Annotated in this window: 13 protein-coding genes; 8 read left to right on the top strand and 5 right to left on the bottom strand. The window is 44.2% G+C overall.

All coding sequences use genetic code 11. The features are described from left to right. The first annotated feature begins 6 nt into the window (after positions 1-6). On the top strand, positions 7-753 hold the full coding sequence (locus ACI2IW_RS00055; RefSeq protein WP_371547316.1) for a siderophore-interacting protein: 747 nt from the start codon (positions 7-9) through the stop codon (positions 751-753). 67 nt (positions 754-820) lie between these two features. On the opposite strand, the gene ACI2IW_RS00060 is transcribed toward ACI2IW_RS00055, so the two are convergent. The 4 genes from ACI2IW_RS00060 to hppD all read right to left on the bottom strand — a co-directional run bounded on the left by ACI2IW_RS00060 (position 821) and on the right by hppD (position 5,011). Further along, entirely contained in the window at positions 821-2,224 is a 1,404-nt protein-coding gene (locus ACI2IW_RS00060; RefSeq protein WP_404692255.1) for a Na+/H+ antiporter NhaC family protein, read from the bottom strand. A gap of 116 nt (positions 2,225-2,340) precedes the next feature. After that, positions 2,341-2,682, bottom strand: coding sequence for a 4a-hydroxytetrahydrobiopterin dehydratase (locus ACI2IW_RS00065; protein ID WP_371547322.1), 342 nt, complete (start codon positions 2,680-2,682; stop codon positions 2,341-2,343). Positions 2,683-2,831: 149 nt separating this feature from the next. After that, complete coding sequence (gene phhA / locus ACI2IW_RS00070; RefSeq protein ID WP_371547324.1) at positions 2,832-3,779, bottom strand: phenylalanine 4-monooxygenase; 948 nt, start codon at positions 3,777-3,779, stop codon at positions 2,832-2,834. Positions 3,780-3,910: 131 nt separating this feature from the next. Next, positions 3,911-5,011, bottom strand: a complete 1,101-nt coding sequence (gene hppD, locus ACI2IW_RS00075; RefSeq protein ID WP_057759888.1) for a 4-hydroxyphenylpyruvate dioxygenase — start codon at positions 5,009-5,011, stop codon at positions 3,911-3,913. A gap of 178 nt (positions 5,012-5,189) precedes the next feature. Here hppD and ACI2IW_RS00080 point away from each other — a divergent pair, with 178 nt between their 5' ends. The 5 genes from ACI2IW_RS00080 to ACI2IW_RS00100 all read left to right on the top strand — a co-directional run bounded on the left by ACI2IW_RS00080 (position 5,190) and on the right by ACI2IW_RS00100 (position 11,016). Further along, a complete protein-coding gene (locus ACI2IW_RS00080; protein WP_371547326.1) occupies positions 5,190-6,137 on the top strand; it encodes a LysR family transcriptional regulator in 948 nt (315 codons plus the stop codon). A gap of 157 nt (positions 6,138-6,294) precedes the next feature. After that, a complete protein-coding gene (locus tag ACI2IW_RS00085) occupies positions 6,295-7,491 on the top strand; it encodes an amino acid aminotransferase (protein WP_057759885.1) in 1,197 nt (398 codons plus the stop codon). 311 nt (positions 7,492-7,802) lie between these two features. Further along, positions 7,803-9,104, top strand: a complete 1,302-nt coding sequence (gene fahA, locus ACI2IW_RS00090; protein ID WP_404692256.1) for a fumarylacetoacetase — start codon at positions 7,803-7,805, stop codon at positions 9,102-9,104. Between the two features lie 146 nt (positions 9,105-9,250). Continuing rightward, positions 9,251-9,826, top strand: a complete 576-nt coding sequence (locus ACI2IW_RS00095) for a VOC family protein (protein ID WP_179797180.1) — start codon at positions 9,251-9,253, stop codon at positions 9,824-9,826. 137 nt (positions 9,827-9,963) lie between these two features. Further along, positions 9,964-11,016: a TRAP transporter substrate-binding protein gene (locus ACI2IW_RS00100; RefSeq protein WP_371547333.1), complete on the top strand. Its 1,053-nt coding sequence runs from the start codon at positions 9,964-9,966 to the stop codon at positions 11,014-11,016. Between the two features lie 45 nt (positions 11,017-11,061). Here the strand turns inward: ACI2IW_RS00100 and ACI2IW_RS00105 are convergent, their stop codons facing one another. Continuing rightward, positions 11,062-11,919 carry an IclR family transcriptional regulator gene (locus ACI2IW_RS00105; RefSeq protein WP_371547336.1) on the bottom strand — a complete coding sequence of 286 codons (858 nt, stop codon included), beginning with the start codon at positions 11,917-11,919 and terminating at the stop codon, positions 11,062-11,064. Between the two features lie 157 nt (positions 11,920-12,076). Here ACI2IW_RS00105 and maiA point away from each other — a divergent pair, with 157 nt between their 5' ends. Together maiA and ACI2IW_RS00115 are read left to right on the top strand one after the other, a co-directional pair. Then, entirely contained in the window at positions 12,077-12,727 is a 651-nt protein-coding gene (maiA, locus tag ACI2IW_RS00110; protein ID WP_371547385.1) for a maleylacetoacetate isomerase, read from the top strand. A 339-nt stretch (positions 12,728-13,066) separates the two neighbouring features. After that, positions 13,067-14,245: a hypothetical protein gene (locus ACI2IW_RS00115; RefSeq protein ID WP_371547338.1), complete on the top strand. Its 1,179-nt coding sequence runs from the start codon at positions 13,067-13,069 to the stop codon at positions 14,243-14,245. Positions 14,246-14,310 lie beyond the last annotated feature (65 nt).

Raw genomic sequence — 14,310 nt, forward strand, 5'->3', positions numbered from 1 at the left:
CACAATATGGCAAAACCTACTCCAAGAGTACTAGAAGTTATTGGCACTAGATACATTACGCCAAATATGTACCGTGTCACGCTTGGCGGTGCTGGCATGGTTGATTTTCCTATCGATCAAGAAAGTGCTTATATCAAACTGATATTCCCTCAAGATGCAGGTAGCCGCCCACTGATGCGTACTTATACAGTGAGCGTGCAACGTGATGACGCAATAGATGTTGATTTTGCTTTACATGAGACGGAAGGACCTGCATCGGCATGGGCACGAAATGCGCAAGTCGGCGATCAAATTTTAATAGGTGGTCCAGGGCCAAAAAAACTCATTAACAATGAAGCAGATTGGTTTTTATTAGTCGGCGATATGACCGCGCTACCAGCGATTACGGTCAACTTAGCCCAGTTGCCTACTGAGGCTCGTGGTTACGCAGTACTTGAAGTGACGACTGAGGCAGATCGTCAGACGCTCAAAAAACCAGAGAACGTCGAGATACATTGGGTGATTAATGCGCATCCAAATGCAGACGATAGCCCCTTACTGGACTGTGTTAAATCTTTGAGCTGGCTTGATGGTCAACCTGCCGTTTGGGCTGCGTGTGAGTTCCATAGTATGCGTGCATTGCGCCAGTACTTCAAAGTTGAGCGCGCAATACCAAAGACGCATTTATATGTTTCTAGCTACTGGAAAGTCGATAGCACAGAGGATCAGCATAAAATCGTCAAAAGTCAGGATGCGCAAACGGAAGATCAGTAATTACGTATTTCGAAACAAAAAAGGAGGAGCTAAGATTAGCCCCTCCTTTTTTATCAATCATCACTTATCATACTTCGACCACCTTACCCTCTTCTACTCTACTAATCGTCAGCCCCGTAAACCCGAATAGCAGTGTCAACAGTAACGACAAATAACAGAAGAACGCATAAGGCAGATAATCTAATACCGGTACCCCTAACGCCTGACTGATAAACACCCCGCACACACTCCAAGGTACCAGCGGATTAATCACTGTTCCTGCATCCTCAATCGTCCGCGACAGATTCTTTGGATGTAAATGTAGACGCTCAAACGTCGAACGAAAGGCCGTACCTGATAATAGAATACTCAAATACTGCTCACCGATTAGCACGTTAATGCTTAGTGCCGACATCGCTGCAGCGAATATCGCTCGTCCAGATGTCGTCAATGTATCTTTAATACCAGACAGCAATGCTGGCAAAATCCCTAGTGCCGTTAGTAACCCGCCTAGACTCAGTGCCAGTATCACAATCGCCTGTGTAAAAAACATACTCTGCACACCGCCGCGTGACAGCATGCCGCCCACCTCACCCAGCTCTAATGATTCAGCAGGAGCATACCCTCCAAACAGATAACCACCCAATTGACCAAAACTTGGTGAACTGTGTACATAAGTAATAATCAATGCCGCGGCAATAGTACAGATAATCGTATAAATCGCATTGACCCGAAACAGTGCTAACCCAACCAATACCACAAACGGCAGTACCGAATACCCATGTACCAGACCACTGTCTATGAGCTGACCTTGCAATATAGTCACTTGACTCAGATCAGCACTGGTCGTCTGTCCTGAGAACATCCAAAACAAGATCACCGTCAATATCCACGCAGGGACGGTCGTATACATCATATTGCGAATGTGCTCAAACAGATCGATGCCAACGACAGAGGACGCAATCGTACAAGTATCAGACAAGGGTGACATCTTATCACCGAAGAACGCCCCTGATACCACAGCCCCTGCCGCTATCGCCACATTGGCATCGAAAGCATTGCTCATACCAATAAACGCCACGCCAAGCGTTGCTGCAGTCGTCAAACTACTACCCAAGGCAATACCGATAATAGAGGTGAGGATAAAGGCAGAGATATAGTAGTACTCAGGTGAGATCAGATGAAAGCCTACATACATCAGTGTAGGTATAGCTCCTGACATCATCAGAGCCGCAACCATCAGTCCAATGAAGAAGAACAAATAGATGGCACCAATACCGCGCATGACACCTGAGGCCATTTGCGCTTGCATGTCATCAAAGCTGAGTCCTTTGTACATACCGATAGCCAGTAGCACACAGATGGCGAGGATAAGAGACAGATGAGGCACCCAGCCAAAGCCGATCATGGTGATACCCATGATACCGATGACGATGGTGGATATGATAAAGGCGAGCTTGGCACTGATTAATGTGAGGGGTTTTGGTGGCATGACACATCCTTAAAATGCCAGCTCAGGCTGGCATTAGAGTGGGTTTGAATTTGGGAGCGTTAGTTTTATAGCGTTAGAAAACGGGTTTGCTAGCGAATAACCGAATGACTTATGCGTTACTTATTAAGTAAGTCATCGGTCTTAGCTGCCATGACAAAATCATTGCGATGCAACCCTTTAATACTATGCGACCACCAAGTGACCGTAGCCTTGCCCCACTCTACCAATATACCCGGATGATGTCCTTCTGCTTCAGCGATTTCTGCCAGTTGATTGGCAAATGCCATTGCTGAGACGAAACTTTTAAATTTATACTGACGCTGCAATTGCTGAATGCCATCTATTTCGATCAATGACCAATCAGGAATTTGCGGTAATAGTTCTCGTGCTTCGGCTTCATCAACTTTCGGTGCGCCAATGCGGCAAGCTTCGCAGCTGTTTTGTGATAGTGCTGTCATGATAAAATCCTTTTATAGTGGCTGTTTCTAATGGTTGTTTTGATAGCTATTTTCTAATACTCGTACATCGATGTTGATATAGCTGTATTGCTATCTCAATACTTCGTACTGAAGTGATAGTTTTCATGTTTAATTTTAAATTGACGTTTTTAACGAGTTTTTTCTGGATAGGTCGGCTCAAATAGTCCAAGCGACATAGCTTTTTTGACCGCACCCATAATGTCACTATTGACGATATCAAATAAGGTATTTAATTCATCAATGACATAGTAAATCGGCTGTATCTGATCAATACGATAAGGCGTACGCAACACATCAAGCAAATCAAACGCTCGATGTTCAGGTTGCGGTTTAGGCTGATGCTGTGTTGTATATCGAAGGTTTGATCGCTCTTGCGCTGTATAATCAAGTGCATAAACCGTTTCAGAAGGTGAGCTCAATATACCGCCGCCGTAAATCCTACGATTTTCCACGCGACTGCCGACCAATCCAAACTCAATGGTAAACCAATACAGCCTTGCTAAAAACCAGCGCTCCTCTTTCGTTGCGCTAAGGCCAAGCTTACCATACGTTTCATTGAAGGTTGCAAACGCAGGATGGGTCAATAGCGGACAATGCCCAACGATTTCGTGAAAGATATCAGGCTCTTCAATATAGTCCATATCATCGAATCGACGAATAAACGTCGCCACAGGAAAAGATTTATTGGCTAGTAATTTGAAAAATTTACCGAAGCTGATTAATGCCGGCACAGCGGCGGTCTGCCAACCTGTGGTCGCTTGTAATACCTCATCGATATCGTGCAACTGCGGGATATGCGTCGTCGGTAAGTTTAACTTAGTCAAACCCTCTAAATATGCAGTACATGCACGGTTGGGCGTTTGTTCCGCTTGACGTGCCAGCAGCGCTTGCCACATCGCATGCTCATCATCACTATAGTGAATATGACCATGGCTATCTGGCTGATGCGAGATATACGGCTGTTTTTTATTTGTCGCGTTAGAATGACTGGACGCATCGTTGCCTTGCTTATTAGTCGCAACGCTATTGGTACCGATGGCAGTATTAAGAGAATCTATCTGTGATAGGCGTTCCATGCCTGTATTCCTTTTATCGCAATGAGAGCATTACCTTTGCAGTATGCTTTTAGGTAATGCACTTATTAAGGACAACACAAACTCCTTTTGTCTTGTCCATTGATTAAATGTGGTCTAAGCGTTAGATAATATTATAGGGTTTCAGTCTCTGGCTGACCGACTGTACCGCGACGTACTTGGTCACGCTCTATCGACTCAAACAACGCTTTAAAGTTACCTTCACCAAATCCATCGGCATAATCGCCTTTACGCTGAATGAACTCAAAGAACACTGGACTACCCAAAATAGTTTCAGAGAAAATCTGTAGTAGCAGACGCGGTGCACCGCCTTCTGTCGTACCGTCCAACAAGATACCGCGCGTTTGCAAGTCAGCAACATTTTCACCATGGTTTGGTAAGCGCTCGCTCAGCATTTCATAGTAAGCAGCATTTGGTGCGGTCATAAGCGGAATACCAGCCGCTTTGAGCTTATCGATACTGGCAAACAAATCATCACTGGCTAGCGCAATATGCTGAATACCTTCACCATTGAAATGCATTAGGTACTCTTCGATTTGACCACCGCCCTGTTTGGCTTCTTCATTCAGTGGAATACGGATTTTGCCATCCGGTGCTGTCATGGCTTTACTGGTTAGTCCCGTGTACTCACCTTTGATATCAAAGTAACGAATCTCGCGGAAATTAAAGATACGCTCATAGAATTTTGCCCAGTACGCCATGCGTCCACGATAGACGTTGTGCGTTAGATGATCGATAACTTTGAAGCCATAGCCGACAGGGTTTCTGTCGATATCTGCAAAGAACTCAAAGTCGACATCATAGATAGATTCGCCGTCTTTATAGCGGTCAATCAAATAGATTAGTGAGCCCCCAATACCTTTGATAGCAGGCAATCTAAGCTCCATCACCCCAGTTGGCACATCTACTGGCTGCGCGCCCATTTCTACCGCACGCTCATACGCTTTTTTGGCATCTTTTACCCGAAAGCCCATGCTACAAGCACCAGCACCATGCTCTTCAACGAAATAACTGGCTTGGCTTTTTGGTTCGCGGTTTAGGATAAGGTTGATATCACCTTGGCGATATAGCGCAACGTCTTTTGAGCGGTGATTGGCGACATGGGCAAAACCAAGTTGCTTAAACAATGCGTCGACTGCATCAGGCTGCGGAGAAGCAAACTCGACAAAATCAAATCCATTTAGTCCCATTGGGTTGTCAAATAAATCTGCCATTGTAATTATCCTTAATTTCAATTGGTAATAGAAAATCGATGAGTAGTAAAAGTCGATTAATAGTAAAAATCTATAAAACGATTAATAATCAATCTTTATTGTTGACGTTGTATTTATATTAGATTAGCTTTATTTATAAGACTAATTGTTTTTTATGATTTATTTATCAGGTTTACTTATGAATATCAGCATTCGCCAATTGACCGCATTTATCAAAGTCGCTGACAACGGCAGTTTCACTCGTGCCAGCGAACAGATGTATTTGACTCAATCTGCTGTTAGTGGATTGATTAAGGAATTAGAGACTGGCCTCGGTATCGTGCTGTTTGATCGAACCACTCGCCAGTTGTCTCTGTCAGCAGTAGGACGGCACCTACTACCGCAAGCGCGGCGTATCTTGAATGAGATGCAGCTGTTTGAAAATGAAGCAAGTAGCTTGACCAGCTTAGCCCAAGGTCAGGTGCGCTTGGCTGTATCACAGTTTGCAGCGTCTTCTCTACCTGCCGTCATCGCCCAGTTTGCCAAAGAATATCCAAATATCGGCGTCTCACTATTGGACTGCTCAGCCGAGAATTTGCTTAAGCATATCCAAGATATCGAAGTCGATTTAGGCGTTGGCACCGAACTTGGTTTTATAGAAACTGAAGATGATATCGGTGCTGATTTGTTGTATCAGCTACCTTTTTGCGTGGTTATGCCAGACAATCATGCACTGGCACAAAGAGATGAAATTACTTGGCAAGATTTATTAGAAACGCCGCTGATTACTTTACAAGGTCCGTTCCTAGATCAAGTAACCGCAGAGCTCGACGACTCTATCTCCGCTCATGTGCAACAAGCCCGCTACAAGGTGAATTTTATGTCCACCGCGCTTGAGATGACGCGCCAAGGCTTTGGTATTACGCTGTGTCTGCCCTATATGCCTGAAGTTATTGATTGGGTCAGCGCCAATGGTCTGCTGATGCGACCACTCACTCAACCAGTCAAAATGCGGCAATTTTTTATCTATCAGCGTGCCTCACGGGCGCTCTCTCCGGCGACGATTGCTTTTAAGCAGTTTTTGCAAACCTATTTTGCGACTCATTATAACGACCTACATCACTCTGACTCATCGTCTATCGAATGACGTATAGCATGTCAAATGCGCTTGATAGATGGATAAATAATCTATTTGGCTATTTATTTTATTAATTGCCGCATATAACCCACTCTCGTGTTGAGTTCAGCCGCGATTTGCTCTATGATTTTCGGCTGCTCGATTTATATTTTTATAAGGAAATGGCATGTTTGAACGTATCGATTATTACGCTGGTGATCCAATCTTAGGTCTTATGGAAAAATACTCAGCAGATAGCAATCCTAACAAGGTCAATTTAGGCATTGGTATCTATTATGATGAGAATGGCGTATTGCCTGTACTCGACTGTGTAAAAACAGCCGAAGCGCGTATTGCTGATCCTATCGCACCGCGTCCATACCTGCCAATGGCAGGCCTGCCAGGCCACCGTAAAGGCTGTCAGGAATTACTGTTTGGTAAAGACGCCCAGATTTTAAAAGACGGCTTGGTCGCGACCATCGCTACAATCGGTGGTTCTGGCGCGTTGAAAGTTGGTGCTGAATTTATTCATGACTGGTTCCCACAAGCTAAGTGCTATGTGAGCGATCCAACATGGGGCAACCATATTGCTATCTTTGAAGGCTCTGATGTAGAAGTCGGTAAATACCCGTACTACGACAAAGCCAACAGCAGCATCAAATTTGATGAAATGATTGCGTTTTTTGAGACATTGAACAAAAATGACGTTATTTTGCTACACCCATGCTGCCACAACCCAACCGGTATGGATTTGACCCAAGCGCAATGGGACACTGTACTCAACGTCGTGAAGGCGCGTGAGCTGATTCCATTCATGGACATCGCTTATCAAGGGTTTGGCGAAGACATGGACAGCGACGCTTACGCTATTCGTAAAGCGGTTGAGATGGGCCTCCCATTGTTTGTTAGCAACTCATTCTCTAAAAACTTATCGCTATACGGCGAGCGCGTCGGCGGCCTATCAGTCGTCTGCCCAACCGTAGACGAAACCGATCGCGTATTCGGTCAGCTAAACGCAACCGTACGCCGTATCTACTCAAGCCCGCCGTCACATGGTGGACGTGTGGTCGATATCGTTATGAACGATGAAGCACTACATGAGCAGTGGGTTGGCGAAGTTTATGCAATGCGCGACCGTATCAAAGCCATGCGCCTAAAGCTAAAATCGGTATTAGAAGCTAAAATCCCTAACCGTAACTTTGATTACATCACTCGTCAAAACGGTATGTTTAGCTTTACTGGTCTCACGCCTGAGCAAGTCGAGCGTTTACAGACTGAGTTTGGTATCTATATGGTCTCTAACTCACGTATGTGTGTGGCTGGCCTAAATACCAGCAACATCGACTATGTGGCCAATGCCATGGCAGACGTCTTAAAAGACTAATTAGTCCAAGTTACTTAACATGTTAATCAATACGTAACTTGATAAAAAATAAACGCGTATAAGAAAGGCTGAGCGATTGCTCGGCCTTTTTTTGTACTTAGCATTTAATCAAAATTATTTCGTCAAAATTATTTTATTAAAATCATCTAGTCAGAACCGTTTAGTCAAAACAACGACAACCACTTTTCAAAGCAGCCTTTTCACAAAAGACATTGCACAAAAAACTTGCAATCCATATATCAATAAATTACATTATACGTAAGTAATTAATTATAACGTAATTCATAATGTATATTAGCAAGGAGCAAATCATGTCAACGACTGACAGCACCCTCACCTCTTTTATCGATATCGCTGCTGACTCTGACTTTTCTATTCACAACCTTCCTTATGGCATCTTTAGCGAGACCAAAGACGCTGCTGGTGATAGCAAGCGCCGTGCAGGCGTTGCCATCGGTGAGCATGTACTGGATCTATCTGTACTCGAAGCCGAAGGATTATTAAGTTTGAACGGTGGTCCTTATTTTAACCAATCCACTCTAAATGCTTTTATTGATTCAGGTCGAGACAATTGGACGCAGGCACGCTCGACTATTCAAACGCTACTATCTAACGACACTGACACCTTACGTGACAATACAGACTTGCAAAAAAAGGCGCTGTTCAAGCAAGCAGACGTCACCATGCATTTGCCAGTGCAAGTACCGGGTTTTACCGATTTTTACTCATCGAAAGAGCACGCGACCAACGTCGGCACCATGTTCCGTGACCCAAACAACGCCCTGCTACCTAACTGGACCGAAATGCCAGTTGGTTATAACGGACGCGCCAGCACTGTCATCGTCAGTGGAACGGATATCGTACGTCCATCAGGTCAGCTAAAGCCTAGCCCTGATGAGCGTCCTATTTTCTCTGCCTGTAAGCGTCTTGATTTTGAGCTAGAGACCGCCTTTGTCGTTGGTAAAGGTAATCATATCGGTCAGCCAATCGCCGTAGATGATGCTGCTGATCATATTTTTGGCATGGTGTTGCTCAATGACTGGTCAGCCCGAGATATCCAAAAATGGGAATACGTGCCATTAGGTCCATTTAATGCCAAGACCTTTGCCTCCGAGGTGTCTCCTTGGATTGTCACTATGGATGCATTGGCTCCGTTTAAAACAGCTTGCCCAACTCAAGAACCCAAGCCGCTTGCTTATTTAAATGAAAAATCGAGCGACAACAGCTTTGATATCAATCTATCAGTTGAGCTACTGCCTGAAAATGCAGAAACAGCAACAGTCATTTGCGAGACCAATTTTAAATACATGTACTGGTCAATGGCACAGCAGCTTACTCACCACACCATCACTGGTTGCAAAGTTGAAGTCGGTGACATGATGGGCTCAGGTACGATTTCAGGCCCAACACCTGACTCTTATGGCTCAATGCTAGAGATTGCTTGGAACGCTACCAAACCAGTCACGCTTGAAGGCGGTGAGACGCGCAGCTTCATCGAAGATGGTGACACGGTCATCATGAAAGGCTATAGCGAAAAAGACGGCATCCGTGTTGGCTTTGGTGAAGTACGCGGCAAGGTATTACCAGCACTGAGCTTTGATTTTGATAAATAGTATTTAAGAAATAACATAGACAGAGAAATAGCAAAATAGGCGTGAAAATTCTCATGCAGGCGGATAGGAAAACAAACGCATTCACCTACTCATAGTTATGTGAATAAAGCCAAATGAGTAACACGTCTTATCAAAAGGACATTGATATGAGCTTTCAAATTGAGAAAATTCATCATGTGGCTTACCGCTGCAAAGATGCCAAAGAAACCGTCGAATGGTATAAAAAAAATCTAAACATGGATTTCATTTTAGCATTCGCAGAAGACCATGTGCCTTCGACCAAAGCCTTTGACCCCTATATGCACGTCTTTTTGGACGCTGGTAATGGCAATGTCTTAGCATTTTTCGAAGTACCCAATCAACCTGAGATGGGCTTTGATCCAAATACCCCAAGCTGGGTGCAGCACTTAGCGCTAAAGGTTAAGGACCGTGACGAGCTAATCGTTGCCAAAGAGCATTTAGAAAATGCCGGCATTGATGTCATTGGCGTGACCAATCACGGCATCTTTCACTCGATTTATTTCTTTGATCCCAATGGTCATCGTCTAGAGCTGACCTATGATGATCCAACCTCAGAAGACAAAGTATCGATGATTACAGATGCCATCAAGCAAGACATGCTAGATGAGTGGTCTCGTACCAAACGCGCCCCAGCACATACACAGTTTTTGCATAGTGATGAGTTGGCTGAAGCACGCGAAGTTGCTCCTGTCGGCGAGTAACTCTCCTGTAATCCTGCTTGCTACGTTTTTAAATGATTAGTTAATCATCGCTTTAATTATAAAGGTGCTAATTGACGACCTACTCTAGGTATCAATAAATAGCGAACCATATATCACCATCATGAAAGGACTCTATGATGAAAATAAGAACCCCTCTAGGAATACTCTTAGCCGCCTCGCTTGCGATGACTGGTTGCTCCAATAACGACCAAACAACAGGCGCGTCTACAGATGCAGGTGAAGTGACAACGTTGCGGTTCTCACACTTTATGACTGCCACTGACAATATAAACACCGAAGCGTTAGAGCCATGGGCAAAGAAAATTGAAGCGGATTCAAACGGCCGCTTAAAGATTGAGATCTACCCTTCTGCAACGCTCAGCAAACCAGGGGCTACCTATGACGCTACGGCGAAAGGTAGTGTGGATATTGGTATGCAAGCACAAGGATATACAGCAGGACGATTTCCTTTGACTCAAATTGTAGAGTTGCCAGGCATCACTAATACTGCACAGCAGCAGAGCTGTATACTTCATAAGCTATATAATGACGGTATCATTAAAGACGAGTACGAAGACACTCACTTGCTCGCTTTGATAGGGACTGGTCAAGGTGCGCTTCATACGGTTGATAAACCGATTCGCACGCCAGCCGACATGAAAGGTCTACGTATTCGCCAACCTTCTGCGGTTGCTAGCCATATTATCGAAGCAACTGGTGCTGCACCTGTCGGCATGCCTGCCAGTGATACTTATACCTCTCTGCAGCGCGGTGTCATTGACGGGCTCAGCTTTACTTGGCAACCCATTCAAGCATTTCGCCTTGATGAGCTGATCAATACGCACACCAATATTCCTTTTTATAATTCTACCTTTGTAATTAGCATGAACAAGGAGAAATACAACCGTTTGCCCGATGACCTCAAAAAAGTAATCGATGATAATTCTGGCGCAGAGCTAGCAGCGCATATCTCTAAAGTATTTGACGTTAGCAATGCCAAAGCAATGGCCGCTGCCAAAGAAAAAGGCGATATTATGATTGATATCCCTGATCCACTCAACGACCCAGATTGGAGAGGTCCATTAATGGAAGGTTCGCAGCATTACCTTGATGAAGTAAATGCAACTGGCCTAGATGCTGACAACGTATACGAAAAAGCAAAAGCGGCCAGTAGCGGCTGTATGGTTTAGAGGCTGAATTGAAGGATCGCCCTAGCTTATAGCATCATATACTGGCTAGGCAATTTGATAACGCTGCGCTATCGCCAGTATTTGCTCAACCACATTATGTTGCTCACTCATAGGCAATTGCTCTGTTGTTCCAATGATAGTAATAGCATATTCTAGCGGTAAATCCTCACCAGCAGTTTGATCACTACTCGTGGATGGTTTAGCAGCACTATTGGCAATCTGTGGCAATATCACAGGTATCGTAATGGCGTTAATCCCTATGAGCATATCGCCCGTCACTGTCGCATAGCCTTGAGTACGAATTTTGGCCTGTAGCTGGGTAAAGTACTGCCACTTATCGGCCATATCTACGGTAGTATTACTCGTATGCCACTCAGCTGCGACCAATGGCTGAATGACGGCATCAGGTTGATAACTGGCAAATAACTGCCCTGTGGCTGATGTCGTCAGAGGCATACGTGAGCCGATGCGAGTAATGATACTAATCGGACTGTCTGGCTCAACGGACTGAATAATAATAGGGCCTTCGCTAAACCATTTGGCAATTTGCACACCACAGTTTAAGGTATCTTTGATTTCATTAGCCACTTGTGTGAGACGTGCCAAAAGATTGTTTTGGTTAAGTTCCGTATGTCCTAATGATGCCAATGCATTGACTCTATCGCCAAGCCCATAGCGACCATCATCAAGCTTACGCGCGTAGTTTTTGCGGATGAGACTGACTAAGTAACGATGGGATTTTGCTGGATGCATTTGCATGGCTTCAGCGATATCCTTTAGCATCATAGGCTCATTACGGTCGATCAGCACATCGAGTAACGACAGCCCAATCTCAAGCGACTGAACCCCACTTTGGTTTTTATTGCTGATAGAACTGTCTACAAGGGTTTTGTCTGCTGGCATGATTTGCTCGATTCTGGTGTGCTTGGTTATTTTTTAATTTTGCTTGTTAGTGGTTTGTTCAATAAGGGTTTGCCCGATCAAATATCACTGAGATACAGATCTTACTTCATAGTATTTACTCTTTTCAAAACACATATACATAAGGACATGAATCATGATGACACTTTATGGCTACTTTCGTAGTAGCACGTCTTACCGTACTCGTATCGCTATGAACCTAAAAGGCTTAGATTACGATGATATCACGATCAATCTGGCACAGGATGAACAGTTAGAATCTGCCTTCAAAGCAATTAATCCACAAGGATTAGTGCCTGTCCTACAAGCTGACGATTTATTATTATATCAAAGTCCAGCTATCTTGGAGTGGTTAGAAGAGGTCTACCCTGAGCATCCATTATTGCCTAACGATGCTGCTGGGCGTATGCAAGTACGCGCACTGAGCGCCATGATTGGTTGCGACATCCATCCAATTAATAATCGCCGCATTTTACAGTACCTACGCAATGAGCTGTCAGTAAATGAGGAAGATGTGATTGCATGGTGCAATCGCTGGATCAGTGAAGGTTTTGCCGCTTTAGAAACACGCTTAGCTGCGGATAACAATCGCGGACAATTCTGCTATGGGGACAGTCCTACTCTCGCAGATTGTTATTTGATTCCGCAAGTCTCTTCTGCTCGCCGCTTCAAAGTAGATTTGAGCGCTTATCCCAATATCGTCGCTATTGATACTCATTGCCGTACACTAAAAGCGTTCGCAGATGCCGATCCTATGATGCAGCCTGATGCACCGAAACGTGATGCCTAATTTGAGACAGTTTTTATAGGATACCTATCTTTATAGAATATTTATCTTCTCGGCCAAATATCAAGTGACTTAGAATTAACACTTAGTATTTGGTCTGGCTTTATTCTTCACACCTTCATATTTTCGCAGCTTAACCTCTAGCTTTATCGCTTAACTTTGCCTCATTGATTATTATTTATTCAATTTTTACAATATAATTTTTAATATATTTATATTAACGGTTGTATGGTGGGCAGCTGTTGGTTATTCTTTATATAAGCATTTGTCATCGCTCAAATTTGTACTTTATTAGCTATAGAAAAAAGTACTGTCTTATTCATCACAATAAGGTTGAACAATATGAATGATATATCCTCATCAGAGATAACCACCCTACCATCGGATGCAGCAAACAAGATTTATGCATCAGCAATCATGTTTAGAGATGAAACAGAAAGCGCTAGAAAAATTGCACCCGTGGTAGTCAATAAACTTTCAGAATTTGCATTATTTAGAATGGGGTTGCCTAAATCGTTAGGAGGATGGGCAGGCAACCCAGTAGAAACGCTAAAAACTTATGAGACGTTGGCCAGTGCTGAGGCCTCCGTTGCTTGGATCGTTTGGAACAACCATTTGGCCTGTACATTCGGTCGATTTTTGGACGAGTCCAGTATGAAAGAAGTATACAGTGACCCATCTCATATTTATGCCAATTCAGCACGTCCTGAAGGCGTGGCCCAAACAGTAGATAATGGCTACATGGTATCAGGACAATGGACACTCGTCTCTGGATGCCAATTGGCTGACTGGTTTGTACTCCGTTGTCTCGTTATCTCCGAAGGCTCTCCTACAACCCTTGGCCCAGGTGCAAATTTAAAGCTATTTTTTATTCCCAAAAAGGATGTAAAAATCATTGATACGTGGGATGTGGGCGGCCTAAATGGTACAGGTAGCCACGATATAATCGTCAAAGACACTTTTGTCAAAGAGGCTTATGCAGTTGACTTTGATAGTCCTGTGGCTGTCGATACTGCCTACAGTCGTCTGCCTATCGGTTGTATCAATGCTGCTGGCTGTGCGGCGATGGCGCTAGGCGTATTGAAAGCCGCTATGGATGACTTGGTTGATATGTGCCTTGAGAGGGTAACGCCTGGTAAGAGTCCAGATCTACGCGACCGTGCAACGGTACAGGCTACTATTGCTAAGAGCAAAACAATACTAGCATCGAAACGCGCCCAACTGCATTATAGTGTCGAGGTACTGTGGAAAGAGGCACAGCAGCAGAACACCTTTACTGATATACAGCTTGCAGATGTATGGGCCGCTTCTTGTGAAGGCGCAAGAGAAGCTCGTGACATGGTATCTGAAATTTACGCAGTCGCAGGCACAGCCTCCCTATATAAAAAGCATAAGATAGAAAGGGCGCATAGAGATATTCATGCGATTTTGCAGCATGGCATTATTCAACCTCACTGGATGAATCAAGCAGGTATGGCCTATGTTGGACTGAAACCGAATGGTGCAATGTTCAGAATATAGAAGCCCTTAATTATAAATAATAAGCGCTTGTGAGACACAATTTACAAGCGCTTATTTTGATTCAT

The sequence above is a fragment of the Psychrobacter sp. NPDC078501 genome, assembly GCF_044900935.1.
In the GTDB taxonomy this organism is placed as follows: Bacteria; Pseudomonadota; Gammaproteobacteria; order Pseudomonadales; family Moraxellaceae; genus Psychrobacter.